The sequence below is a fragment of the Mycolicibacterium nivoides genome, assembly GCF_003855255.1.
GTDB classification, from domain to species: Bacteria; Actinomycetota; Actinomycetes; order Mycobacteriales; family Mycobacteriaceae; genus Mycobacterium; species Mycobacterium nivoides.
In genome coordinates, this window is record NZ_CP034072.1 from 46,570 (window position 1) to 70,516 (window position 23,947).

Sequence of the window (23,947 nt, forward strand, 5' to 3'; positions counted from 1 at the left end):
TCACAGCACCCCCTCTGTACGCAGGGTTTCCAGGTCTTGTGCACTGCGCCCGAGCAGGTCGCCGTACACCTCATCGTTGTGCTGGCCCGGCCGGGCCGAGCCGGCGTTGCGGATCGTGCCAGGTGACTCGGAGAGCACCGGGACCACGCCCGGGCCTTTCACGGTCCGTCCGATCCGCTCGTCGAAGTGGTCGGCGATCATGCCACGGGCTTGCAGTTGCGGATCCCGCACGACCTCGGCCACGGTGTTGATCGGCCCACTGATCACTCCGGCCTGCGACAGGGTTTCGATGATCTCCTCCGGCTGCCGCTTGCCGGCCCAATCGCCGATGATCTTGTCCAGCTCGTCCTGATTGCGGCCACGGGCAACGTGATTGGAGAACCGGTCGTCGGTTGCCAGCTCCGGGGTCCCCATCGCCGCGCACAACCGGCGGAACACGGTGTCCTGGTTGGCGGCGATCACCACCCAGCTGCCGTTGGCGCTCTGGTAGATGTTCGACGGCGCGATACCTTCCAGCCGCGTGCCCGACGGCCCGCGTACCACCCCGCCGATGTCGTAGTCGGGGATGGTGGATTCCTGGATCGCCAGGCAACTTTCGGTCAGCGCGGTGTCGACGATCTGTCCCTCGCCGGTGACGGTCCGCCGGTACAGTGCGGCCAGGGCGCCCTGGGCGGCGAACATGCCGGCCAGGCTGTCGCCCAGCGACAGGGCCAGCCGCGGTGGGGGGCCGCCGGGGAACCCGTTCATGTGCCGCAGCCCGCTCGACGCCTCGGCCACCGAGGCATAGCCGGCCTTGCCGGCGTCCGGCCCGGTCTGTCCGTATCCGGATACCCGCACCAGGATGATGCCCTTATTGCGTTCGCGCAGAACGTCGTAGCCCAGATTCCACTTCTCCAGGGTCCCGGGCCGGAAGTTCTCCACGATGATGTCCGACTGCTCGACCAGCTCTAGAAATAAATCTCGGCCAACTTCCTTGCGAAGGTCCAGGGTGACGGCCTTCTTGTTGCGGGCGTGCACGGTCCAGAAGAAGTGGTGCCCGTCGAGTTCGGCCTGCCCCCAGGTGCGCAGCGGATCCGGGGTGGCCGGAAGTTCGATCTTGATGACCTCGGCGCCCATGTCGCCGAGCAGCCTGCCGGCGAACGGGCCGGAGATCAGGGTGCCGAGCTCGATCACCCTGATGCCGTCCAAAGCTCCGGTTGTCATGCCGGATCCAGCGACTGTGTTGATCCCCGGTCGCTTCGCTCCTGCCCTCCGAATCCGTGCCGGTGCAGCCAATCCGTGCAGATCGCGACGGCCTGGCGCAGGGTGCCGCGCTGATCCGGGCCCGAGTAGTAGTGGTTGGCGCCGGGGATCTCGTGCATCTCCTTGTCGGAGTGGCCGATCGCTTCATAGAGCCGGCGGGTGTGACTGGGCGTGCAGGCGTCATCGGCCAGGTTGCCGACCACCAGGGCGGGGACCGCGATATCCGGCCCGGCCTTGACGGCGTCACCGTTGGCGTCGTCGTAGCTCCACTGCGACAGCCAGCTGCGCAGCGTGCAGAATCGCGCCAGGCCGACAGGGCTCATGTTGACCACCTGGGGATCACCCAGATAACAGGTTCCGGGCTTGCGATCGTTGGGATCGACAGTGGGGTCCAGCCAGCGCGGGTCCGCCATGGTGCCGTGCACGACGAACGCGAACTCGTCATCCGGCCGCCCGGCGGCCCTGAGCTCGGCCAGCTTCTCTTTGACCCACTTGGTGATTCGCCGGTTGCGGGCGATCTGGGCCTGGTGGTAGCGCTCCAGGAACTCCGCGGTGTAGGGCGGCTGGTTGGGATTGTCCGGGTTGTAGAGATCGAGTTCCGGGTCCCGCTTGGTCGGGTCGTTCTCGTCGAGGATGGACGCGTCCATCCATTCGGTCATGGTGCCGTGCCGGCTGATGTGCGCGGCCAGCAACATGATTCCGTCGGCGGGGATCAGGTCGAGCTTGGTGAGGTCGGGCCCGTCACCGGACGGGCTCGCCGTCACGGTGGGGTTCTGCGCCTGCTGCTGGTAGAACACCGACAGCGACCCACCGCCGCTCCACCCGGCCAGCACCACCTTGTCGTAGCCGAGCCGGTTCTTGGCGTCCTTGATGCACTCGCCGAGATCCTCGACCACCTTCTCCATGAGCAGTGCCGAGTCGGTGCCCCGGAACCGGCTGTTGCAGTAGATGACGTGGTGTCCGGCGCGGGCCAGGGCATTGATCATCGGCAGGTACGCGCCGCCGCCGATCGGGTGCATGAACACCAGCACCGTATCGGAAGGTTTCGATTTCGGCCGCAGCAGGTAGCTCTCCAGCACCACGAGCTCGGCGACACCGCCGTACACGTCGCGCACCGACGAGTTGTTCTGGTAGGCAACCAGATACGGGATGCGGTCGTACTCGTGCTTCACAGGTGCTTCAACAGTTGTCATCTCTAGTGCTGCCCCAGATCGTTGGCGAGGATTTCGGCGGACGGGATGAGACGGCGACGGGTGTCGATGGCGATCACCGACCAGTCGACCCGGTCGTAGTCGTCGAACTTGCGGCGGGCCCGTTCCCGAGCCTTCTCGGGGGCCCCGTGGTGAACACCCTGCGGCGCATGGGAGACCAGGCCGGGCGGCATCGGGATGCCGTAGAGCGAACCGCTGTGGAAGAACGCGATCTCGTCGTAGTCGACGTTGCGGTGATACCACGGTGTGCGCTCGGTGCCCGGCACGCTCTCGGCGGGCTTGGGTAGGAAGTTCATCACGTACACACCGGTGGCCTGCATGAAGAGGTGCACGGTCGGTGGCAGGTGCACGCTCTCGGACGTGATGACGGTGTAGTCCTCGATATTGAAGGTGAACGGGAAGTTGTCGCCCCGCCAGCCTTCCACGTCGAGGGGATTGTGTTGGTAGAACAAAGATGTGGAGCCCGCCCCGTCAATCTCTGAGTGGATCAACCGGACCTCGTACTCGCCGTCGGTATGCGGCCCGACGCCGTCGTCGATGGGCTGCGGTTCGGGAATGGTCACCTGCGCCGGGTCGAAGGGGAAGTGGCGGCCCAGGGTGCCCGCTGGCGGGACCCGGAAATCGTCGGTGGCCTGGATCATGAGCCAGGTGCTCTCGGTTTCGGGCACCTGGCGGAACGTGCAGGCCTTCGGGATGTAGACCCAGTCGCCCTCGCGGTAGCGCAGTGGGCCGAACTCGGTCTCCAGCAGGCCCGATCCCTTGTGTACGAACAACAGCAGGTCGCCGTCGACGTAACGGACGAAGAACGGCATCTCCTCGGTGCGCCGGCTCAGCAGGACCTGGCAGTCGGTGTTGGAGAACATGAGCAGCGGGCCGCCCTGGGCGTCGGTGGCGTCGCTGGGCTTGAGCTCACTGGACAGCACGTCGGTGGGGCGCAGCGGGCCGACCGAGCGGTAGGCGGTGGGGTCGTTGCGCCGGTACATGTTGGCGGTACGGCCGACAAAACCGCCGCGACCGAGTTCGTCGTCCTTGAGGCCGTCGAGGTCGGCATGCACCCGTTTCGGGGTCTTGCCTTTACGCAGGTGGACGAAGGATTCCATGCTCGACTCCTGAAGGGTGCGGGCCTAAAACTGAAAGTGACTTTACTTTTTGTTACGGCCGGTGACAAGGGGGTGAAGGACTGAACTTCCGCGTTTCGGGCTCGGCTTCCCGGGGTAGCCCTCGCGTGGGCGCCCAGGCTCACTGCTGCCCGTCGGTGTCAACGAAAGGACTGTCATGAGAAAGGAATTGGAAGGTCGCAGGGTCGGCATCCTTGCCGCCGACGGTGTGGAGCGCATTGAACTCGAGCAACCGCGCGCGGCCGTCGAGAACGAGGGTGGCCACGTCGAGCTGCTGTCGCTGCGGGCCGGCGAAATCCAGGCCCGTGATCACGATCTCGAACCCGCGGGCACCTTTTCGGTGGACCGCACGGTAGCCGAGGCGAAGGTCGATCAGTTCGACGCGCTGATCCTGCCGGGAGGGACCGTGAACCCGGACAAGTTGAGGATCGACAAGACCGCGGTGGCCTTCGTCCGCGATTTCGTCCGGTCGGGCAAGCCCGTCGCGGCGATCTGTCACGGTCCGTGGACCCTGGTGGAGGCGGACGTGGTGCGCGGCCGCACGCTGACCGGCTATCCGAGTATCCGTACGGATCTCGGCAACGCCGGTGCCACCGTGGTGGATCGGCAGGTCTGCATCGACGGCAACCTGATCACCAGCCGCGCTCCCGGCGATCTGCCCGCGTTCTGTGAGGCGATCACCGAGGCCTTGGCGTGTACTCCGGCCCAGACCTGAGCGCCGGTCAGGCCCCGGTGGTGCGGGCGACTTCCCGGGCCAGCTCGACGGCCTCCGCGCGCATCTGTTCCCGTTCGGCAGCTGTCCACCGCGTGGTGGGCTCCACGACAAGGGTGTCGACGCGGTAGCCCAACATCCCGAACACGTACTCCAGATACGGCTTGTGGAAATCCTGCAGCTCGGGGTGGCGCCCGTCGTAGGCGCTGCTGCGGGTGAGGATGAGCTGCAACGGTTTTCCCTCGCCGAGGGTACCGACGTGTTCGCCACGCTCGTTGAGGGTGAAGCTGGCCACCGGTTGCACGATGACGTCGATCCACGCTTTGAGCGCATGCGGCACATGCCAGTTCCACATGGGGGAGGACACCACCAGGCGGTCGAAGCCGCGCACCCGCTCGATCTCCCCGAGCACCTGCTGCCAGACCGCCTGCTGATCCTCGGTGATCGGTTCGCCGAACAGTTGCGCGAACTTCGCGATCGCCGCGTCCCGGCCGAACCGCAGCACATCGTCGTCCCACACCGAGAACCGTTCCACCTCGCCGGCCCCGTGCGCGGCATCAAGATAGGCCTGTGCCAATTGTGAGGACAGCGCGTCGTCCCCTTTCGGGCTGGCCTCGATCCACAGAGTCCGCATCAGATCCCTTCGGTCAGATCAACTCAGTCAGATCATGGACGTACGGGGGATCTTCATCCCCAGGGCCAGTGCCCCGGCCAACTCGCGACTGGTGTCGTAGTCGAACACCACGTGGCCCGACAGGACGTCGACATCGCGCTTGAACCGCTGCAGTGGGCTGGACAGGAAATGGATGCTCGCACCCCCTGCGCCAAGAAGGTCGGCGATCACCGCCCTGGACTCGCTGACGATGTGCGCGGCCGACAGCCGGGCCTGTGCGCGCACCGGCTTGTCCACCGCGTCGCCCGACGCCACGATGGCCTCGATCTCGCCGACGGTGTCGGCCAGCAGGGCGCGCAACGCGCGCACCCGCACCTGTGCCCCGGCCAGATGGGCCTGCGCGATCGGCTTGTCCTTCTGTGTGACGCCCTCGTAGGGCAGCACGCGTTCGCCGAGGCGCTGCGCGTAGATCTCGGTGACCCGCTCGACGCTGCCCAGGGCGGGCATCGCCGCCAGCAGGGCCAGGGCGGGCACCATCGGCCACCGGTAGGTGGTGCTGTCGTGCAATCCGGCGCCCGGGGCCGTGCCGGAGTAGATGTCGAGCACTTTCACCAGTCGGTGCGCCGGCACGAAGACATCGGTGGCGGTGGCGTCGTTGGAGCCGGTGGCCCGCATGCCATCGGTGTGCCACACGTCGGCCACGGTCACATCGCTGATCGGCAGCAGCGCCAGCGCCGGGTACAGCGCGTCGTCGGGTCCGCACAGTGCGGCGACGATGATCCAGTTCCCGTGCATGAGGCCGGTGGCCCAGGACCACCTACCGGTCAGGCGGATGCCACCGTCGACCGGCAGCCCGCGCCCGGTCGGCGCGAGTGGGGCGGGGGCGAGGAACGGGCGGCTCGCGAATGCCTCCTCCTGGGCCTGCTCGCCGAACAGCGCCAGCATCCAGTTGTGCAGAGCCAGGAAGCCGATGGTCCAGGCGCTCGACGTGCAGCCGTGCGCCATCCGGCGCACGGGATCCAGGATCGCCGGGAAATCGGCCTGCCGGCCGCCGAAACGGGCGGGCACCAGGAGTTCGGTGAAACCGGACTCGACAAGGTCGGTGACCGTGGCATCGGGAAGCCGGCGCAACTCCTCGGCTTCAGCGGCGCGGTCGGCCAGTCGTGCGACGAATTCGGGGCTGATGACGCAGTCGGTGGTGGGGGGCGAGATCATGGCCCGAAAGCTACCATACTTTTTAGTATGGTCCGGTTTCGGGGCCGTGGGAGGGCTCCGGGCGGGCATTTCGAAAACCGGTTGGCGACGATCGGATAACCCTCCGGACACCAGTTGTGAACGGAAAGGCATCGGTGTTGTTCGAGTGCGCCGGGTGCGGACCAGGGGTTCACGGCGTTTTCCCAGGTAGATCAACCGTGCACGAGTGATAGATAAAGCCGAATTCACTTTTTTGAATCCGTAGATATGCAGTTCGGCGGCGCGCGGCGGGTTTTCCCTCGTCGTGAGCCCGTGATTTACTCATGGCGCAACAACTGAATTCTTCGGTCCGCTCTTCAGAGGCACCGGCTCAGGCGAGCGGGCGTGACAGTGCAGTGACTCCGTCGCTGCGGTGTCGCTTGGCGATGCTGATCGCTGATCGCGCAAATCGCGTAATGACCGGAAGACGGATGGATTCGCAGTATGACCTTCATTGACAAGATTCGTGGCCATTGGGCCCGCCGCATGACGGTGGCGGCTGTGGCAGCGCTGATGCTGCCTGGCTTGATCGGCGTTACCGGCGGATCGGCGACCGCGGGGGCATTCTCCCGGCCGGGCCTGCCGGTGGAGTACCTGATGGTCCCGTCGCCGTCGATGGGCCGTGACATCAAGATTCAGTTCCAGAGCGGTGGGCCGGGTTCGCACGCGGTGTACCTGCTCGACGGCCTGCGCGCCCAGGACGACTTCAACGGCTGGGACATCAACACCAACGCGTTCGAGATGTTCCTGAACAGCGGTCTGTCGGTGGTCATGCCGGTCGGTGGTCAGTCCAGCTTCTACACCGACTGGTACTCGCCGGCGTGCGGTAAGGCCGGCTGCGTCACCTACAAGTGGGAGACCTTCCTGACCAACGAGCTGCCGGCATGGCTGGCCGCCAATCGCGACGTCGCAGCCAACGGCAACGCCGCAATCGGTCTGTCGATGGCCGGCTCGGCCTCGCTGATCCTCGCGACCTACCACCCGGACCGGTTCATCTACGCCGGATCGATGTCGGGCTTCCTCAACCCCTCCGAGGGCTGGTGGCCGTTCCTGATCAACATCTCCATGGGTGACGCCGGTGGCTTCAAGGCCAACGACATGTGGGGTCCGACGGAAGACCCGAACAGCGCGTGGAAGCGCAACGATCCGATGTTGCAGATCCCGACGCTCGTCGCCAACAACACCCGCCTCTGGATCTACTGCGGTAACGGACAGCCCAACGAGCTGGGCGGTGGCGACCTGCCTGCCACCTTCCTCGAAGGCCTGACCATCAAGACCAACCGCACCTTCCAGGACAACTACATCGCCGCAGGTGGCACCAACGGTGTGTTCAACTTCCCGGACAACGGCACGCACAACTGGGCCTACTGGGCCCGGGAGCTGCAGGCCATGGTTCCGGACCTGCAGCGGGTGCTCGGCTAAGCCGAACAACACGCGATAACGAAATCGCCCAGAACACTTGGTGTTCTGGGCGATTTCGTTTGTGTGCGGGGCGTCCCGGTTCTAGAACCCGCCGGCCACCTTCACCACTGCGCGGCCGGAGTACCGGCCGGCACGGACCTCGTCGAGCACCTCGACGACATCCTTGACGTCGACCTCACGGGTGAGCTCATCGAGGTGACGCGGTTTGAGCGGTCCGCCCAGCTGTGCCCACAACTCGCGCCTCGGCTCGATGGGTAGCTGCACCGAATCGATGCCCAGCAGCGATACCCCGCGCAGGATGAACGGCATCACCGTGGTGTTCAGGGCCGCGCCGCCCGTCAGCCCGCTGGCCGCCACAGCCCCGCCGTACTCCAGGGTGCTCAGCACATCGGCCAGCGTGGCACCGCCGACACAGTCCACCGCCGCCGCCCACCGGGTCCGGCCGAGGGGACGGGGCTTGGCGTCGGGGTCGGCCGGGAGGCGGCCGATCACCTCGGATGCCCCCAGCGCGCGAAGGTGATCGGCCTGCTCGGGCTTTCCGGTCGACGCCACCACCTGATAACCCGCCGCAGCCAGCAGGTCCACGCTCACCGAACCGACCCCGCCGGTAGCACCGGTCACCACGATCGGTCCGTGCGGCGGCTTGATACCGCGGCCGACGAGAGCGAGAACGCTCATCGCCGCGGTGAATCCTGCCGTGCCGATCGCCGCACCCTCGCGGGGGCTCAGTGCGCCCAGTGCAACGACCTGATCGGCGGGCAGCCGCGCGTATTCGGCGTAGCCGCCGTGATGGCCGGTGCCGATCTGGTAGCCGTGGGCCAGCACGAGATCGCCGGGCACGAAGTACGGGGACTCCGAGCTCACCACCTCACCGGTGAGGTCGATGCCCGGGACGATCGGATAGTCGCGCACCACACCGCCTTTGGGGGTCAGCGCGAGCGCGTCCTTGAAGTTGACGCTGCTGTACAGCACCCGGATGGTGACCTCGCCGGCAGGCAGATCAGATTCCTGCAGTGTTTCGACCGCCGCGACGATGCCGTCGCCGTCCTGCCGCGCTACCAGTGCTTGAAACGATTCCATGCCTGGAACGCTAGTCACCTTAGTTGGCCGAGCAGACGCAAAACTGCCCAAAACCAGGCGGTTTTGGGCAGTTTTACGTCTGCTCGCGCTGAAGAGCTACTTGAGCTCGGCCGAGGACAGTCCCAGCAGGCGACGGGCGACCACCAGCTGCTGGATCTGCTGCGTGCCTTCGAAGATGTCGAGGATCTTGGAGTCGCGGGCCCACTTCTCCAGCAGGGTCTGCTCGGAATAGCCGGTGGTACCGGCCATCTCGACGGCCTTGAGGGTGATGTCGCTGGCCACCCGGGCGGCCTTGGCCTTACCCATCGAGGCTTCCTTGGAGTTGGGGATGCTGTTGTCGGCCTGCCATGCGGAGCGGACTGTCAACAGGTAACCGGCCTCCCAGTCGGCCTCCATCCGCAGGAACTCCGCCGCGGCAGCGCTCTGCGCATGGGCCGGCTTGTCATACGAGATCTCGATGCCGGCATCGGTGAGGATCGCGCGCAGGTCCTCCAGCGCGGCCCGGGCGATGCCCACCGCCATGGCCGCCACGATCGGCCGGGTGTTGTCGAAGGTCTCCATGACCCCCGCAAAACCCTTCTCCACGTGGATCTCCGGATCGCCCAGCAGGTTGTCCTTGGGGATGCGGGCGTTCTCGAAGCGGATCACCGCGGTGTCGGACGCCTTGATGCCCAGCTTGTGCTCCAGGCGCTCGACGGTGACGCCGGGGTGCTCACGCGGCACGATGAACGACTTGATCGCGGCCCGGCCCAACGACTTGTCGAGCGTTGCCCACACCACGATGTGGGTGGCCCGTGAACCCGCGGTGACGAAGATCTTCTCGCCGTTGATCACGTACTCGTCGCCGTCCAGCACGGCGGTGGTGGTCACCGCCGCCGAGTCGGAGCCGAATCCGGGCTCGGTGATGGCCATCGCGGCCCACACGTCCTTGCCCAGGCGCTCGAGCTGATCGGGGGTGGCCACCGAGGAGATGGCGGCGTTGCCCAGGCCCTGACGCGGCACCGACAGCAGCAGGGCGACGTCGCCCCAGCTGATTTCGAGGGCGTTGAGCAGGGCGGACATGTTGGCGCCGTTGACGGTGACCTTCTCGCCCTTGGTGTTGGCGTCGTCGCGGAACGCCTCGGCGCCGGCGAACGAGATCGTCTTGGCTTCCGAGATCCCTTCGAAGAGCGTGGCCAGGGTGTCCAGCTCGACGGGGTAGGCGTGCTCGGCCAGATCGTATTTGCGCGAGATCGGGCGAAGCATCTCGGCGGCGCCCTGGTGGCCCTTCTCGATGACCGCCTGCAACTTGCGGGGCATTTCCAGATTGATTGCCATGATTAGTCTTTCAGCTCAGGAAGAGTAATGACACCGGGCTAGATAACGACGACACCCTCGGCGACGCCGATGGCCCGCAGATCGCGGTACCAGCGCTCGACCGGGTGCTCCTTGGTGTAACCGTGACCGCCGAGCAGCTGCACGCCGTCCAGGCCGATCTGCATGCCCTTGTCGGTGCCGAGCTTGCGCGCGAGTGCGGCCTCACGGGCGAACGGCAGACCCTGCTCGGCGCGGGCGGCGCCGCGCCAGGTGATCAGCCGCAGGCCGTCGAGCTCGATGGCGATGTTGGCCGTCATGAACGCCACCGACTGACGGTGGGCGATCGGCTCGCCGAATGCCTGGCGCTCCTTGATGTACGGGATGACGTAGTCGAGCACCGCGTGCGAGGTGCCGACCGCCAGGGCGGCCCAGCCCAGCCGGGACAACGCGATCGCCTCGCTGTAATCCTGGTCGGTGGCACCGTCTTCGCCGAGGCGGTTGGCCAGGGGCACCGCTACGTTGTCGAGCTCGATCTGGCCGAGGGCGGCGGCACGGATGCCCATGCTCGGATCGGCCTTGACCGTGAGTCCCGGTGACGAGGCCTCGACGATGAACAATGCCGGCTTGCCGCTCAATTGTGCTGCCACGATGAACAATTCGGCGTCGGCGGCGGCGGGCACCAGCGACTTGACGCCGGACAGGCGGTACCCGCTGGGGGTACGAACCGCGGTGGTCTTGAGCGCGGTGGGGTCGAACAGCGCGTGCGGTTCGGCGATGGCCACGCAGGCCTGCGGCACGTTCTCGCCGGCGAATTCCTTGAGGTAGGTGGCCTGCTGGTCGGCGCTGCCCCAGTGGGTGAGTGCCGCGGCGACACCACCCGGCGCCAGGATCGGCAGGGCCAGGCCCATGTCGCCGTAGGCCAGTGCTTCCGCGACGAGCGCATTGGTCACGGTGCTGCGGTGTTCGGCGATGCCGTCGAAGTCCTCGGGGACGTTCACGGCGGTGATGCCCAGTTCAGCGGCCTTGGCGATGAGATCCGCGGGGTAGGCCGCGGCTTCGTCGGCGTCGTGCGCTGCGGGGCGCAGGATCTCCTCGGCGAACTCTTTGACCGTCTCGACGATCATCTGCTGATCTTCGTCGGGGGTCAGGTCGAAGTAGTCGGCCCCGCTGGCCTTGAGTCGGGTCGGTGCCTTGCCCAGGCCCTGGACCCGCTGGAACTGCCGGGTGGCCGCGCCTGCGGCGGAAAACACCTGCTTCACACCGTATTTCAGGCCGCGGTTGAGCGGATCGCGCAGGCCGTAACGGTCCAGAAATTCCTGGCCGACGATGGGCGTGATCAGCGCCAACCCGATGTCGGTCGCTGTCCGCTTGTGCTTGTGCAGTCCGACAGCGCTTTGCTGGCCGGAGCTGGAGGGACGGGAGGGGGTGCCGTTCTTGGACGGCAGGGTGTTGGTCATGTCAGCTGCCTCTGCTGGTCGTGGCGACGCATCTGACCGTATCTTACTCCGGAGTAAGGTACGGCATCTGTTACCAACTTCACACCATCTGGGATCAGGATTCCGCCGGCGAAATCCGGTCGTACCGATCGCGGTTGAGGCGTACTTCGTCCATGTGTGCCTCGGCCCACGACTTGATCCCGACCATCAGCTGGTGCAGGGAAAAGCCCAGTTCGGTGAGCTCGTAGGTGACCGTGACCGGCACGCTCGGGGTCACTGTCCGGGTGAGCAACCCGTCACGTTCGAGGGAGCGAAGCGTCTGGGTGAGCATCTTCTGGCTGACCCCGGCGAGGCGCCGGGCGAGCTCGGAGTAGCGCATGGGACGCGGTTCGCCTGCGTGGCCGCCCCCGGGGCGCGGACCGTCGCCGCCGAGGGCGGCCAGGATCAGCGCGACCCATTTGTCGCTGATCCGGTCGAGCAGTTGGCGGCTGGGGCAGTTCGCCAGGAAGGCGTCGTACTCCAACTTTGCTCGCGCCCGCTTCTGGGCCGCGGTTGTCGTCGGCACGTCTGCTCCTTTCGATCCGAGGTGAGTTACGCACTTCCGAGTGCGTACTTCCCATTGGAGAGTTACCTATCCATCGTGGAGTAGGAGAGCAGTTCGCCACAAGGTTCTAGAAGGAGTGAATTTTCATGTCTGTTGCCACGTTTCGTACCGCGGTTGTCCGGACTCCGGGCGGACCGGACTCGATCGAGATCGTCGATGTCCCGGTGGTCGAGCCAGGTCCCGGCCAGGTGCGGGTAAAGGTCGCCGCGGCGGCGGTCAACCCTGTCGACCTCGGTGTGGTCGCCGGCGTCTTCCACGATCTCGGGCTGGTGGACCAGCCGAATTGGACCGGGCTCGGCTGGGATTTCGCGGGCACCGTCGAGTCTGCCGGTCCTGGCGCGGGTCTGGCCGTGGGCACACGGGTCGCCGGGGTGGTGGCGGGATTCGACCGGGACTACGGCACCTACGCCGAGCGCTTGGTGGTGTCCGCCGCAGACGTTGCTGTCGTGCCCGACGGGCTGGGCTCGATCGCCGCATCGACGGTGCCGCTCAACGGATTGACCGCAACGCAGATCCTCGATCTGCTCGGCGACGCGCCCGCCGACAGTCGCCGCCTCTTGATCACCGGTGCCGCCGGCGCGGTCGGGGGTTACCTCGTCGTGCTCGCCCAGGAGCGCGGCTGGGAAGTGACCGGTCTGGCCCGAGATCATGACGAGGAGTTCGTCCGCAGCCTCGGAGCGGAATTCACCGCCGACGCCGAGCGGGGGTGGGACGCGGTCGCGGACGCCGGTGCGATGCAGCAGGCGGCGCTCGCGCTGGTCCGCGACGGCGGGCGGTTCGTCGGGGTGCAGCCGAGTTCCGAACTGCCGACCGAACGCGGCATCGCCGTCGCGGCCGTGGTGGCACACCCAGATGGCACCCGGCTTGCCGACCTCCTGGCCCGTACGGTGTCCGGGCAGCTGCCTGCTCGGGTGCATTCCGTGCTGCCGTTGGATCAGGCGGCTGATGCCCACCGGACGCTCGCCAAAGGCGGTGTACGTGGCCGGATCGTCATCCAGCCGTGAGCTCAGTTGCCTGCGAGCCGGTCCAGCACGGCGGCGTGGAGCGGCCCGTTGGTGGCCAGCGCACTGCCCCCGTGCGGGCCCGGGGCGCCGTCGATGCTGGTGAAGGTGCCGCCGGCCTCACGGATGAGGATGTCGAGCGGGGCGATGTCCCACAGTTTCACCTCGGGCTCGCAGGCGATGTCGACCGCGCCCTCGGCGACCATGCAGTACGACCAGAAGTCGCCGTAGGCGCGTACCCGCCACACCGCGTCGGTGAGTTCGACGAACCGGTCCCGACGGTGCTCCCAACCCGTCGTCAGGTCCGAGTACGACAGGCTTGCCGACGCGAGGTCCGTGACCCCGGACACCGACAACTTGCGGGTCGCCCCGGCGAACGCGCCGAACGCGCCCTGACCGAGCCCGGCCCACCACCGCCGGGCGAGCGCCGGCGCGCTGACCACTCCGATGGTCGGGACGCCGTCATCGAGCAGTGCGATCAGCGTGCACCACACCGGGACACCGCGGACGAAGTTCTTGGTTCCGTCGATCGGGTCGATCACCCACTGGCGGCCGGTCAATGTCGTTGTGCCACCGAACTCTTCGCCGAACACCGTGTCGTTCGGGCGGGCCGCCGCCAGTGCGGCGCGCAGTGCTTCCTCGGCGCCACGGTCGGCGTCGGTGACCGGGGTCAGATCGGGTTTGGTCTCGATATGCAGATCCAGGGCGCCGAAGCGATCCATGGTCAGTGCGTCGGCCTGGTCGGCCAGTTCGAGGGCCAATGCCATGTCATCTGCGACGGAACTCATGGCTGCAGTCCTACCATGGCCTCGTGTGGGAATTCGGCATACTCCTGTTGCTCGTGGGTGCTCTGGTGCTGTTACTGGCGCCACGGATCATGCGGCGCCGGGGAATTCGCGGTGAACTGGCGCACGGCACCTTGCTCGTGACCGGGGTGAGCCCGCGTCCGGAGGCGACGGGGGAGCAGTACGTCACCATCACCGGCGTCATCACCGGACCGACGGTCAACGAGCACGTCGTGTATCAGCGGATGGCCGTCGACGTGAACAACTGGCCGGCCATGGGAACCCTGTTCCCGGTCGTCTACTCACCGAGCAACCCGGACAAGTGGGCCTTCGCGCCCGCGGAGCCCCCGCCGGGCGGACCGCCGCCGGCCTGATCAGGCGTGTGCGACCCGGAGCAGCTCGGCCACGCTCGCCAGCTTCACCCGGGGGCGGCCCACCGATTCGCCTGCGGCGCGCTCATGCGCGTCGATCAGCTGCCAGTGCTCGCCGGTGACCAGGGCGGGCTGGTGTTCCAGCAGCCATTCGGCCAGTTCGCGGCCGTACTCGGAGCCGCGCTCGCCGACTCCGCCGGCCCGAAGATCTTCCAGCAGGGTGTCGACGGTGTCCTGGGAGTCCTTCTTGTTGCTGCCGATCACGCCGGACGGTCCCCGCTTGATCCAGCCGACCACGTATTCGTTGCTGCTGCCGTCGATGCGTCCGCCGGTGTGCGGAATGGTGCCGGAGCGTTCGTCGAACGGCAGCCCCGGTGTGGGCACGCCGCGGTAACCGACCGCCCGCACCACCAGTTGGACGGGTAGCTCTTCGCGCTCGCCGGTGTCCTTGGCCACCATGCGGCCGTCCGCGTCACGGACAAGTTCGTTGCGGCCCAGCACAATCGACTCGACACGATCCTCGCCGCGCAATTCGATGGGGGAGGTGCAGAAGCGGAACACGATGCGCCGCTTGGCTTCTCGTGGCTGTTCGTCGACGTACTTGCGCAGCACCCTGATGTTCTGCTTGACGGTCTTGCCCGCCGCCTCGAGGTCTTCGTCGGTGATGTCGTCGAAATCGGCCGGGTCGAGGATGACGTCGACGTCGCCCAGCCCCTCAAGGTCACCGAGTTCGCGGAGTTCCAGCGTCGTGAACGTCGCCTGCAACGGTCCGCGGCGCCCGATCACGACGACCTCTTCCACCCCACGGGTGTCCAGCGAGGCCAGCGCGTGGTCGGCGATGTCGGTGTTGGCCAGGGCCTGTGGGTCGCTGACCAGGATGCGGGCCACGTCCAGGGCGACGTTGCCGTTGCCGACCACCACCGCGCGTCCGCCCGCCAGATCGGGTGCCATGCCGTCGAAATGGGGATGAGCGTTGTACCAGCCGACGAAGTCCACCGCGGCGACGCTGCCGGGCAACTCCTCTCCGGGGATGTGTAGCGCCCGGTCGGATTGCGCACCGATGGCATAGACCACCGAGTCATAGCGCTGTGCCAGTTCGGCCGGAGTGATGTGCTCGCCGACCTTGATGTTGCCGAAGAACCGGAACCGGGGATCGGCCGCGGTCTTGTCGAACTGCGCGCTGATCGACTTGATCTTGGGGTGGTCGGGCGCCACGCCCGAACGCACCAACCCCCACGGGGTCGGCAGCATTTCGAGCATGTCGACTCGCACATCGCGATCGGAGTCGGGCAAATCGGCGAACTTGAGCAACGATGCGGCAGCAAAGAAACCCGAGGGGCCGGAGCCGACGATCGCTACATGATATGGGCGCATACCCTGCCTTCTTACGAGCGGAAAAGCCATCACAGCCCGACTCAACTGCGTGCTGTGACGGGTACCACCCGATGCTAAACACAGATCGTCGGCGGTGCCGCCAGTCGGAGAGAACTGCCGCCGAAATGCCGCCGGGTACCCTGAACATTCGTGGATCCAGACCGCCAAGCAGCCGTAGCCGCACTCGACACCACCCTGACGACCGTGGAGCGGGTGCTCGACATCGATGGCCTGCGCCAGCGGATCGACATGCTCGAGCAGCAGGCCTCCGACCCGAACCTCTGGGACGACCAGTCGCGGGCGCAGAAAGTCACCAGTGAGCTCTCGCATGCGCAGAGTGAGATGCGCCGGGTGCAGGACCTGCGTCAGCGCGTCGACGACCTGCCGGTGCTGTTCGAACTGGCTTTTGAAGAAGCCGGAGCAGAAGGTGACGATGCGGTCGCCGAGGCCGACGCCGAACTCGCCAAGCTTCGCGAGGAGATCGAGACCCTCGAGGTCCGCACCCTGCTCTCGGGTGAGTACGACGAGCGCGAGGCCGTCGTGACGATCCGCTCCGGCGCCGGTGGCGTCGACGCCGCGGACTGGGCCGAGATGCTGATGCGGATGTACATCCGATGGGCGGAGAAGCACGACTACCCGGTCGAGGTGTTCGACACCTCCTACGCCGAGGAAGCCGGGATCAAGAGCGCGACCTTCGCCGTGCACGCCCCGTTCGCCTACGGCACCCTCTCGGTCGAGCAGGGCACCCACCGGCTGGTCCGGATCAGCCCGTTCGACAACCAGAGCCGGCGCCAGACGTCGTTCGCCGACGTCGAGGTGCTCCCCGTCGTGGAAACCACCGACCACATCGACATTCCCGAAGGGGATCTGCGCGTCGACGTGTACCGCTCCAGCGGTCCCGGCGGGCAGTCGGTGAACACCACCGACTCCGCTGTCCGGCTCACCCACATCCCCACCGGTATCGTGGTGACCTGTCAGAACGAGAAGTCCCAGCTGCAGAACAAGGTCGCGGCCATGCGCGTGCTGCAGGCACGGCTGCTGGAGCGCAAGCGATTGGAAGAGCGCGCCGAGATGGATGCGCTCAAGGGCGACGGTGGCAGCTCGTGGGGTAACCAGATGCGGTCCTATGTTCTGCACCCCTATCAGATGGTGAAGGATCTGCGCACCGAGTACGAGGTCGGAAACCCGGCCACGGTGCTGGACGGAGACATCGACGGATTCCTGGAAGCAGGGATCAGATGGCGCAACAGAAAAGATGACGACGACTAATACGGTGCTAGCCCTTCCCCTCGCCGAGCGCTGGCACGATTTCTGGCACGGCGAGATCGGCGTGTGGATCCTGACCACCGGGCTGCACATCGCCCTGCTGCTGATCGGCGGCCTGCTCGCCGCGCGCTTCATCAACTGGGCCGCGCAACGCGTCGTGCGCCGGATCGACGCCGAGTATCAGGAAAGCGACGCGCTGGTGCGCTCGGAGAGCGCCAAGCACCGGCAGGCCGTTGCCTCGGTGATCTCGTGGGTGTCGGTCGCAGTCCTTTTCATCATCGTGCTCGTCGAGGTCACCGATGCCCTCCAGGTGCCGGTCGCCTCCCTGGTCGCCCCGGCCGCCGTGCTCGGTGCCGCGCTCGGTTTCGGTGCGCAGCGCATCGTGCAGGACCTGCTCGCGGGTTTCTTCATCATCACCGAGAAGCAGTACGGCTTCGGTGACCTCGTCAGGCTGACGATCGCTGCCGCCAACGAGGCGGAGGGCACGGTCGAGGACGTCACGCTGCGCGTCACCAAGCTGCGGTCATCCGAGGGCGAGATGTACACCGTGCCCAACGGCCAGATCGTCAAGGCGCTGAACCTGTCCAAGGACTGGGCACGCGCGGTCGTCGACATCCCGGTCCCGGTGAGCGTCGACCTCAACCTGGTCAACGACGTGCTCAATGACGTCGCCGAGAAGGCGGCCGACGACGGCGAGCTGTCCAAGCTGCTGCTCGACAAGCCCCAACTGATGGGCGTGGAGAGCATCGGACTCGACACCGTGAACCTGCGGATGGTCGCGCGGACCCTGCCGGGCAAACAGTTCGACGTGGGCCGACGGTTGCGGGTACGGGTGGTGCGAGCGCTGCGTCGAGCCGGCGTGGTGACGTCGTCGGACGCGTCGGTCGCCGCAGCGGGGGACTTCATGAATCAGCCCGCTGTCACCGAGAAGGTCGCGATGCCTCCGGCCGAGGAGCCGAAGAAGTGAAATTCGACTTCACCCGGGTGACCGATGCCATCACCAAGCTCTGGCACAGCCGCGTCGGCCGGATCCGCACGTCCACGGTGGTGCTGATCATCGTGTTCATCGCGCTGTCGTGGGTGCAGCAGGAGTACCGGCCCCAGCAGCCCGCACCGAAGTCGCCCGACACCCAGGTGGTGCCGCCCGGATTCGTGCCCGATCCCGACTACACCTGGGTGCCGCGCACCAAGGTGCAGGCGCCCCGCACCACGACGCCGACCGAGACGCCGGAGACCACCGAGACCACGATCCCGACGACCACGACGCCGACCGAGACGCCGGAGACCACCGAGACCACCATTCCCGGTGCGCCGACGAGCCCGACCACGACGCCGCCGCCGGGTGCTCCGCGGACGACGGTGATCGATCCGGACGGTCCCGGACTGCTTCCGCCCATCACGTTGCCGGTGTTCCCGGGGCCGGCGCCGAGTCCCACGGTCGAGCAGCAGCAACCCGGCCTGGAGCCGGTGGCACCGACATTGCCGCGATAGCCTGACCTGCCCGATGCTTTCGCCCCGCTACACTGGCGTGCCGTGATGATCACCCTCGACCACGTGACGAAGCACTACAAGTCTTCGGCGCGCCCAGCGCTCGACGACGTCTCGTTGAAAATCGACAAGGGTGAGTTCGTCTTCCTGATCGGCCCGTCGGGTTCGGGCAAGTCGACGTTCATGCGGCTGCTGCTGGCAGCCGAGACGCCCACCACCGGTGACATCCGGGTGTCCAAGTTCCACGTCAACAAGCTCGCCGGCCGGCACGTGCCGAACCTGCGCCAGGTCATCGGCTGCGTGTTCCAGGACTTCCGGCTGCTACAGCAGAAGACCGTGTTCGAGAACGTGGCGTTCGCCCTTGAGGTGATCGGCAAGCGCGGCGAGGTGATCAACCGGGTGGTCCCGGACGTGCTGGAGATGGTCGGTCTGTCCGGCAAGGCCAACCGGCTGCCGAGCGAACTGTCCGGTGGCGAGCAGCAGCGTGTCGCCATCGCGCGGGCCTTCGTCAACCGCCCGCTGGTCCTGATCGCCGACGAGCCCACCGGAAACTTGGATCCCGAGACCAGCAAGGACATCATGGATCTGCTGGAGCGGATCAACCGCACCGGAACCACGGTGCTGATGGCCACCCACGACCATCACATCGTCGACTCCATGCGTCAGCGGGTCGTCGAACTCGAACTCGGCCGGCTGATCCGTGATGAGCAGCGCGGCGTCTACGGAATGGATCGCTAAGTGCGCTTCGGCTTTCTTGTCAATGAAGTTCTGACCGGGCTTCGTCGCAACGTCACGATGACGGTGGCGATGATCCTGACCACCGCGATCTCGATCGGGTTGTTCGGTGGCGGTCTGCTGGTGGTGCGGCTGGCCGACCAGTCCCGCGACATCTACCTGGACCGCGTCGAGAGCCAGGTGTTCCTGACCGACGACATCTCGGCCAACGATCCCAACTGCGACGAAGAAGCGTGCAAGTCGCTGTACCGCATGATCGACGACCGCGACGACGTGCGCTCGCTGAGCTTCCTCAACCGCGAGCAGGCCTACGACGACGCGATCAAGAAGTTCCCGCAGTACAAGGATGTCGCGGGCAAGGACGCGTTCCCGGCGTCGTTCATCGTCAAGCTCAACGACCCCGAGCAGCACGAGGCGTTCGACAAGGCGATGCAGGGGCAGCCCGGTGTGCTCAACGTGCTCAACCAGAAGGACCTGATCGACCGCTTGTTCGCGGTGCTCGACGGTCTCAGCAGCGTCGCATTCGCGGTGGCGCTGGTGCAGGCGGTGGGTGCGGTGCTGCTGATCGCCAACATGGTTCAGGTGGCCGCGTACACGCGGCGCACCGAGATCGGCATCATGCGACTGGTCGGCGCGACCCGCTGGTACACCCAGTTGCCGTTCCTCGTGGAGGCGATGATCGCGGCCCTGATCGGTGTGGTGATCGCGATCGTCGGGCTGATCGTGGTGCGAGCGGTGTTCCTGGAGAAGGCGCTCGACCAGTTTTATCAGTCGAATTTGATTGCCCGGGTCGACTACGCTGACGTGCTCTACTTCAGCGCACCGTGGATGCTGTTCCTCGGCCTGGCGATGTCCGGCATCACCGCGTATGTGACGCTGCGGCTCTACATACGAAGGTAGTCGTGAACTAGTGGCGACCAAGAAGTCCAGCCCCGCCGGCAATAAGCAGATTGTGGCCAGCAATCGCAAGGCGCGGCACAACTACATGATTCTCGATACCTATGAGGCGGGTATCGCGTTGATGGGCACCGAGGTCAAGAGCCTGCGCGAAGGTCAGGCCTCACTGGCCGACGCGTTCGCCACCGTCGACGACGGCGAGATCTGGCTGCGCAACGTGCACATCGCCGAGTACCACCACGGCACCTGGACCAACCACGCGCCGCGGCGCAACCGCAAGCTGCTGTTGCACCGCAGGGAGATCGACAACCTGATCGGCAAGATCCGCGACGGCAACCTCACGCTGGTGCCGTTGTCGATGTACTTCTCCGACGGCAAGGTCAAGGTCGAGTTGGCGCTGGCCCGCGGCAAACAGGCCCACGACAAACGTCAGGACCTGGCCAAGCGCGACGCCGACCGGGAGATCACCCGCGAGTTGGGCCGCCGGGCCAAGGGCATGTCCTGAGCACCGCGAGCGACCGTGTCTGTACGCCGACACGCCGTCAATGGCGTACTCGGACGGTCGCTCGTCGCGGCCTTGGGGTGTCGTCGTCGGAAGTATGGAACTGATGGGTCCGATCGATCTGTTGCGGGACGAGATTGTCCGGAGCGGTCTGCTCGCGGTGCCAGTGGCCGACGACGGATTCGTTCATGGCACTGCTCGGATGCCCGCGATCGGGATCGATGTCAACGTGAACGTCGACCCCGAACTCGACGACCGCCCCGATCCGGATGCCGCTGTGCTCCTCGGTCGTATTGAGCGACTGCTCGCGATCACCCCCGAGCAATGGGCTCGGACCATCGACTCGATCGCGGAGGAGATCGAGGAGGCGGTCGGCGATCAGCCCGTCCACGAGACCACCGACCTGCGCGACGACCTGGTGCTCGCGTCAACCGTTGTCTTTCACGACGCGTTCCTGCTGTCGTTCGGCGCGCCGAAGCAGTTCCCTGACAGCTGGGTCCGCGTGCAGCTCGATCCGGATTTCGACGTCGACGGCGTCAGCGTGGACGACAAGGACGACGATATCGAGGTCATCGAATTCGATTCCGGCGACGACCTCCTCGACCACCTCAGCGCCGCAGCCGACGACCGCTAGCGGGCGTGAGCGACACGAAAACACCTCGGAATAATGGCTTGGCGTTCGCCGTTGAGTCTGGCGTACCATTGACTGTCCTGCCGAGATTCGGCAGGGATGCGAGGGGCTGATCGGTTTCGACTTCGCGCATCGAATCAAGGGAAGCGTGCCGGTGCAGGCAAGAGACCACCGTAAGCGTCGTTGCAACCAATTAAGCGCCGATTCCAATCAGCGCGACTACGCACTCGCTGCCTAAGCGACTGCGTGTCTGTCAGACCGGGAGCGCCCTCGGCCCGGACCCTGGCATCAGCTAGAGGGACCCACCCACGGGTTCGGTCGCGGGACCTGTGGGGACATCAAACAGCGACTGGGATCGTCATCTCGGCTTGTTCGCGTGACTGAGAGATCCGAGTAGAGGCAAAGCGAACTGCGCACGGAGAAGCCTCGAGGAAGTGCCGTAGGACCCGGGTTCAATTCCCGGCAGCTCCACCGGAAAGATGCAGGTCAGGGATCTAATCCCTGACCTGTTTTCTTTTCCGTCACCATGTCGTGGCGGTGGAATCTCCCGCGGTCCGTCAGGCAAGGATGTTCATTCTTCCTGGATACGGGTTAGGTTGAGGAATGTTCTCTCGCCGCATTCACAGCCCTCAGGCGGGCAGTGCGCGGTCAGGTGGTCGCTGGGTCGGGCTTGGCGCTGCTGCACTTCTCACCTCTGGTATCCCACTCGTAGGACTCTCCGCACCGCCGACAGCGGCTGCCGCCGACTGCGCCGATGCGGAGGTGGTCTTCGCACGGGGCACGGATGAGCCGGCCGGTATGGGCCGGGTCGGCGATGCCTTCGTCGATTCGCTGCGCAAGCAGGCCGTCGGCATGAACATCACCTCTTATGGGGTGAACTACAAGGCCAGCAAGCTGCAGCTGCACGGTGGTGACGGCGCCAAAGACGCGATTTCCCACATCAAGTCCACGCTGTCCTCCTGCCCCGACACCAAGATCGTGCTCGGTGGCTACTCGCAGGGTGCGAGCGTGATCAACATCGTGGCCGGCAACCCGCTCGGTGGCATCACCTGGGGCGATTCGCTCCCGGCTCAGTACGCGGACAACGTCGCGGCCATCACTACTTTCGGCGACGTGGGTACCCGCACCAAGCAATCGATATCAACCCAGAGCGCACTGTATGGGTCCAAGGCGATCGACCTGTGCAACCCCATGGATCCGATCTGTCATGAGGGCCAGGGCAACGAATGGAGTGGACACACCGAGGGCTACGTCCCCGTGTACACCACCCAGGCGGCGGCTTTCGCCGCATCCAAGCTGCTGGCCGGCTCGAGTCAGACGGTGCCGGGGTACGGCCCGGCGCTGCCGGATTACGGGTACGGCCCGGAAACGCCGGGCTACAGCCAGTACCCGGGCTACGGGTCTGCGCCGGGGTACGACCCCAACAGCTCGCTGCACGGTCCGCAACCGGGGTCCAGCCCCGAGACACCCGGATACGGGCAGCAGCCGCCGGTCTCCGGTCCGTCGACACCCGCGCCTGCCGCGCCGCCCACCGGAATCGGATGGGTCTGAGCGGTTTCAGACCGCTGTCTGCGACGGTAGGGAGATCGCGATCTCGGTGCCGCGGGCATCGTGGACGTCCAGCACGCCACCAAGCGCCAACACCTTGGCGCGAATCGACGCGAAGCCGATGTGACCGGTTTCGACGCTCAGCGCGAGGCGCTCCGGTTGGATGCCAACGCCGTCGTCCGCGACGCACAACGTGGCTCGCCCTTCGGACCGCTGCAGGGTGAACGTCAGGTTGTCGGCCTTGGCGTGCTTGATCGCATTCGTCGAGAACTCTCGCGCCGCGCTGTAGAGCAGGTGATCGGCGTCGGTTCGCAGATCATCGGGCCAATCGTCGAATTCCACGTGGACGGCCAGGTTGGTCCGGGCCGCGATGCCGTCAGCCAGTGAGGTGATGGCGGCCCTGAGCCCGGCTCGGGCCAGCACCTCGGGGTGCAGTTCACGGACCACGTCGCGAAGCAGTCGGGAGCACTCGCCGAGCGCCAGATCGACGCGGTCCATCGATTCGGCGGATCCTTCGCGAACCTCTTCCATCTCCCGGCGTGACGCCAGGACATACTGCAGTGCCCCATCGTGCAGTCTTTCGGACAGGGTTTGCCTCTCGCGCTTTTCGAGGGTGACGATCTCCTCGAGCAGTCGACTTCGTTCCTGGGCCAGCCGGGCGATCGTCCGCTCTTTCGATTGCTGGATCCACGACAGCGTGACCGACCCCGCGGCCAACCCGAACAACACTCCCGTCGTGGTGAGAATCGAACCCCACGGCTCGTCGCCGTTGGCGGCCTGGTCTACCCACAGCACGACGACGTATGCGGCGACGGTGGGGACGGCGATCACCGCACTCACGAAGGGATCAAGCTGAGCCGCGGCGATCAGTGGGATCAGAAACAGTCCGTAGTGGAGCACATCGGAGGTCCAGGTGTTCGGTGAGCTGAGACCCGATTCCACCGAAAGTATCGACACCACAGCGACATCCGCGAACAACATGAGCAGCGCAACTGAACGCCGGGCCTCGATCCCGGCATGATTGGCCGGCCGCATCGCCCAGAGGCCCCAACAGGCGATCGCCGCTATGTAGCCGATCCAGATCAGTCCGTAGGGCCAGCGGTAGGTTTCGGGCGGTTGCAGGAACAACGCGAAGAAGATGAACGCCACCAACAGAATCCGCAGGGCGAATTGCAGCAGCAGCCCGCGAAAAGCTGCGCCCTGGGCGTATTGCCCCAAAGCCGTTGCCGCCGCGCGCCTGACCATTCTCGACTCCCGCCAACCGCAAGGTTCGGCAGGAGTATAGGGCGATTCGATCGTGTCCTGAGGCAGGTTAATGAAGTTTCCCCACTTGCCTGCGATCATGGATAACGGTTCCTGCGTGTGACGAGACGGGGGAGTTG

The 23,947-nt window shown here is 66.1% G+C and carries 24 protein-coding genes and 1 other RNA gene; 13 read left to right on the forward strand and 12 right to left on the reverse strand.

The features are described 5' to 3' along the window. From EH231_RS00265 to EH231_RS00275, 3 genes are read right to left on the reverse strand one after another with little or no spacing between them, the layout of a single operon-like run. Complete coding sequence (locus tag EH231_RS00265; RefSeq protein ID WP_124711642.1) at positions 1-1,203, reverse strand: CaiB/BaiF CoA transferase family protein; 1,203 nt, start codon at positions 1,201-1,203, stop codon at positions 1-3. Continuing rightward, the gene (locus tag EH231_RS00270; protein ID WP_090433920.1) at positions 1,200-2,435 is read right to left on the reverse strand and encodes an alpha/beta hydrolase family protein; all 1,236 of its coding nucleotides are present in this window, start codon (positions 2,433-2,435) and stop codon (positions 1,200-1,202) included. The genes EH231_RS00265 and EH231_RS00270 overlap by 4 nt, the downstream gene beginning before the upstream one ends. A 2-nt stretch (positions 2,436-2,437) precedes the next feature. Beyond that, on the reverse strand, positions 2,438-3,553 hold the full coding sequence (locus EH231_RS00275) for a homogentisate 1,2-dioxygenase (RefSeq protein WP_090433922.1): 1,116 nt from the start codon (positions 3,551-3,553) through the stop codon (positions 2,438-2,440). A 175-nt stretch (positions 3,554-3,728) separates the two neighbouring features. Here EH231_RS00275 and EH231_RS00280 point away from each other — a divergent pair, with 175 nt between their 5' ends. Continuing rightward, a complete protein-coding gene (locus EH231_RS00280; protein WP_090433923.1) occupies positions 3,729-4,286 on the forward strand; it encodes a type 1 glutamine amidotransferase domain-containing protein in 558 nt (185 codons plus the stop codon). A gap of 7 nt (positions 4,287-4,293) precedes the next feature. Here EH231_RS00280 and EH231_RS00285 read toward each other — a convergent pair whose 3' ends face one another. Together EH231_RS00285 and EH231_RS00290 are read right to left on the reverse strand one after the other, a co-directional pair. Further along, the gene (locus tag EH231_RS00285) at positions 4,294-4,917 is read right to left on the reverse strand and encodes an NAD(P)H-dependent oxidoreductase (protein WP_124711643.1); all 624 of its coding nucleotides are present in this window, start codon (positions 4,915-4,917) and stop codon (positions 4,294-4,296) included. A 27-nt stretch (positions 4,918-4,944) separates the two neighbouring features. Beyond that, the gene (locus EH231_RS00290; protein WP_090433925.1) at positions 4,945-6,111 is read right to left on the reverse strand and encodes an acyl-CoA dehydrogenase family protein; all 1,167 of its coding nucleotides are present in this window, start codon (positions 6,109-6,111) and stop codon (positions 4,945-4,947) included. 462 nt (positions 6,112-6,573) lie between these two features. Between EH231_RS00290 and EH231_RS00295 the strand changes: the two genes are divergently transcribed. Beyond that, positions 6,574-7,551, forward strand: coding sequence for an esterase family protein (locus tag EH231_RS00295; protein ID WP_090433926.1), 978 nt, complete (start codon positions 6,574-6,576; stop codon positions 7,549-7,551). 81 nt (positions 7,552-7,632) lie between these two features. Here the strand turns inward: EH231_RS00295 and EH231_RS00300 are convergent, their stop codons facing one another. The 4 genes from EH231_RS00300 to EH231_RS00315 form a co-directional block, all read right to left on the reverse strand. Beyond that, a complete protein-coding gene (locus EH231_RS00300; protein ID WP_124711644.1) occupies positions 7,633-8,631 on the reverse strand; it encodes an oxidoreductase in 999 nt (332 codons plus the stop codon). Positions 8,632-8,727: 96 nt separating this feature from the next. Then, the gene (locus tag EH231_RS00305) at positions 8,728-9,948 is read right to left on the reverse strand and encodes an acyl-CoA dehydrogenase family protein (RefSeq protein WP_090433928.1); all 1,221 of its coding nucleotides are present in this window, start codon (positions 9,946-9,948) and stop codon (positions 8,728-8,730) included. 38 nt (positions 9,949-9,986) lie between these two features. Further along, a complete protein-coding gene (locus EH231_RS00310; RefSeq protein WP_164480714.1) occupies positions 9,987-11,384 on the reverse strand; it encodes an acyl-CoA dehydrogenase family protein in 1,398 nt (465 codons plus the stop codon). A gap of 94 nt (positions 11,385-11,478) precedes the next feature. Next, positions 11,479-11,928 (reverse strand): winged helix-turn-helix transcriptional regulator, encoded by a 450-nt coding sequence (locus EH231_RS00315; protein ID WP_090433929.1) that lies wholly within the window; start codon positions 11,926-11,928, stop codon positions 11,479-11,481. 125 nt (positions 11,929-12,053) lie between these two features. Between EH231_RS00315 and EH231_RS00320 the strand changes: the two genes are divergently transcribed. Continuing rightward, positions 12,054-12,971, forward strand: a complete 918-nt coding sequence (locus EH231_RS00320) for an NADP-dependent oxidoreductase (RefSeq protein ID WP_124711645.1) — start codon at positions 12,054-12,056, stop codon at positions 12,969-12,971. 2 nt (positions 12,972-12,973) lie between these two features. On the opposite strand, the gene hisN is transcribed toward EH231_RS00320, so the two are convergent. Beyond that, a complete protein-coding gene (hisN, locus tag EH231_RS00325) occupies positions 12,974-13,756 on the reverse strand; it encodes a histidinol-phosphatase (protein WP_090433931.1) in 783 nt (260 codons plus the stop codon). 23 nt (positions 13,757-13,779) lie between these two features. On the opposite strand from hisN, the gene EH231_RS00330 reads away from it, so the two are divergent. Further along, positions 13,780-14,127, forward strand: coding sequence for a hypothetical protein (locus tag EH231_RS00330; protein ID WP_124711646.1), 348 nt, complete (start codon positions 13,780-13,782; stop codon positions 14,125-14,127). Here the strand turns inward: EH231_RS00330 and EH231_RS00335 are convergent, their stop codons facing one another. After that, positions 14,128-15,498 carry an FAD-dependent oxidoreductase gene (locus EH231_RS00335; protein ID WP_090433935.1) on the reverse strand — a complete coding sequence of 457 codons (1,371 nt, stop codon included), beginning with the start codon at positions 15,496-15,498 and terminating at the stop codon, positions 14,128-14,130. It abuts the gene before it with no gap. Positions 15,499-15,648: 150 nt separating this feature from the next. Between EH231_RS00335 and prfB the strand changes: the two genes are divergently transcribed. The 9 genes from prfB to EH231_RS00380 all read left to right on the forward strand — a co-directional run bounded on the left by prfB (position 15,649) and on the right by EH231_RS00380 (position 22,568). After that, a complete protein-coding gene (gene prfB / locus EH231_RS00340; protein WP_090433937.1) occupies positions 15,649-16,767 on the forward strand; it encodes a peptide chain release factor 2 in 1,119 nt (372 codons plus the stop codon). After that, positions 16,754-17,731: a mechanosensitive ion channel family protein gene (locus EH231_RS00345; protein ID WP_124711647.1), complete on the forward strand. Its 978-nt coding sequence runs from the start codon at positions 16,754-16,756 to the stop codon at positions 17,729-17,731. Before prfB ends, EH231_RS00345 begins: the two co-directional genes overlap by 14 nt. Beyond that, positions 17,728-18,255, forward strand: a complete 528-nt coding sequence (locus EH231_RS00350) for an Rv3103c family proline-rich protein (RefSeq protein ID WP_090433941.1) — start codon at positions 17,728-17,730, stop codon at positions 18,253-18,255. Before EH231_RS00345 ends, EH231_RS00350 begins: the two co-directional genes overlap by 4 nt. Positions 18,256-18,300: 45 nt before the next feature. After that, entirely contained in the window at positions 18,301-18,990 is a 690-nt protein-coding gene (ftsE, locus tag EH231_RS00355; protein WP_090433943.1) for a cell division ATP-binding protein FtsE, read from the forward strand. After that, positions 18,991-19,887 (forward strand): permease-like cell division protein FtsX, encoded by an 897-nt coding sequence (ftsX, locus tag EH231_RS00360; protein ID WP_090433945.1) that lies wholly within the window; start codon positions 18,991-18,993, stop codon positions 19,885-19,887. It begins immediately after the preceding gene. A gap of 10 nt (positions 19,888-19,897) precedes the next feature. After that, positions 19,898-20,389, forward strand: coding sequence for an SsrA-binding protein SmpB (gene smpB / locus EH231_RS00365; protein ID WP_036439802.1), 492 nt, complete (start codon positions 19,898-19,900; stop codon positions 20,387-20,389). Positions 20,390-20,492: 103 nt separating this feature from the next. Then, on the forward strand, positions 20,493-21,020 hold the full coding sequence (locus tag EH231_RS00370; RefSeq protein ID WP_090434197.1) for a cytochrome C5: 528 nt from the start codon (positions 20,493-20,495) through the stop codon (positions 21,018-21,020). A gap of 102 nt (positions 21,021-21,122) precedes the next feature. Further along, positions 21,123-21,491, forward strand: a transfer-messenger RNA (tmRNA) gene (gene ssrA / locus EH231_RS00375). 129 nt (positions 21,492-21,620) lie between these two features. Beyond that, positions 21,621-22,568, forward strand: a complete 948-nt coding sequence (locus EH231_RS00380; RefSeq protein WP_090433975.1) for a cutinase family protein — start codon at positions 21,621-21,623, stop codon at positions 22,566-22,568. A 6-nt stretch (positions 22,569-22,574) separates the two neighbouring features. On the opposite strand, the gene EH231_RS00385 is transcribed toward EH231_RS00380, so the two are convergent. Beyond that, positions 22,575-23,810 (reverse strand): sensor histidine kinase, encoded by a 1,236-nt coding sequence (locus EH231_RS00385; RefSeq protein WP_090433977.1) that lies wholly within the window; start codon positions 23,808-23,810, stop codon positions 22,575-22,577. Positions 23,811-23,947 lie beyond the last annotated feature (137 nt).

Bases quoted from the DNA above. Each gene is read 5' to 3' on its own strand.
- EH231_RS00265 (WP_124711642.1), bottom strand. From the start codon at position 1,203: ATGACAACCGGAGCTTTGGACGGCATCAGGGTGATCGAGCTCGGCACC.
- EH231_RS00270 (WP_090433920.1), bottom strand. From the start codon at position 2,435: ATGACAACTGTTGAAGCACCTGTGAAGCACGAGTACGACCGCATCCCG.
- EH231_RS00275 (WP_090433922.1), bottom strand. From the start codon at position 3,553: ATGGAATCCTTCGTCCACCTGCGTAAAGGCAAGACCCCGAAACGGGTG.
- EH231_RS00280 (WP_090433923.1), top strand. From the start codon at position 3,729: ATGAGAAAGGAATTGGAAGGTCGCAGGGTCGGCATCCTTGCCGCCGAC.
- EH231_RS00285 (WP_124711643.1), bottom strand. From the start codon at position 4,917: ATGCGGACTCTGTGGATCGAGGCCAGCCCGAAAGGGGACGACGCGCTG.
- EH231_RS00290 (WP_090433925.1), bottom strand. From the start codon at position 6,111: ATGATCTCGCCCCCCACCACCGACTGCGTCATCAGCCCCGAATTCGTC.
- EH231_RS00295 (WP_090433926.1), top strand. From the start codon at position 6,574: ATGACCTTCATTGACAAGATTCGTGGCCATTGGGCCCGCCGCATGACG.
- EH231_RS00300 (WP_124711644.1), bottom strand. From the start codon at position 8,631: ATGGAATCGTTTCAAGCACTGGTAGCGCGGCAGGACGGCGACGGCATC.
- EH231_RS00305 (WP_090433928.1), bottom strand. From the start codon at position 9,948: ATGGCAATCAATCTGGAAATGCCCCGCAAGTTGCAGGCGGTCATCGAG.
- EH231_RS00310 (WP_164480714.1), bottom strand. From the start codon at position 11,384: ATGACCAACACCCTGCCGTCCAAGAACGGCACCCCCTCCCGTCCCTCC.
- EH231_RS00320 (WP_124711645.1), top strand. From the start codon at position 12,054: ATGTCTGTTGCCACGTTTCGTACCGCGGTTGTCCGGACTCCGGGCGGA.
- hisN (WP_090433931.1), bottom strand. From the start codon at position 13,756: ATGAGTTCCGTCGCAGATGACATGGCATTGGCCCTCGAACTGGCCGAC.
- EH231_RS00335 (WP_090433935.1), bottom strand. From the start codon at position 15,498: ATGCGCCCATATCATGTAGCGATCGTCGGCTCCGGCCCCTCGGGTTTC.
- EH231_RS00345 (WP_124711647.1), top strand. From the start codon at position 16,754: ATGACGACGACTAATACGGTGCTAGCCCTTCCCCTCGCCGAGCGCTGG.
- ftsE (WP_090433943.1), top strand. From the start codon at position 18,301: ATGATCACCCTCGACCACGTGACGAAGCACTACAAGTCTTCGGCGCGC.
- EH231_RS00370 (WP_090434197.1), top strand. From the start codon at position 20,493: ATGGGTCCGATCGATCTGTTGCGGGACGAGATTGTCCGGAGCGGTCTG.
- EH231_RS00380 (WP_090433975.1), top strand. From the start codon at position 21,621: ATGTTCTCTCGCCGCATTCACAGCCCTCAGGCGGGCAGTGCGCGGTCA.
- EH231_RS00385 (WP_090433977.1), bottom strand. From the start codon at position 23,810: ATGGTCAGGCGCGCGGCGGCAACGGCTTTGGGGCAATACGCCCAGGGC.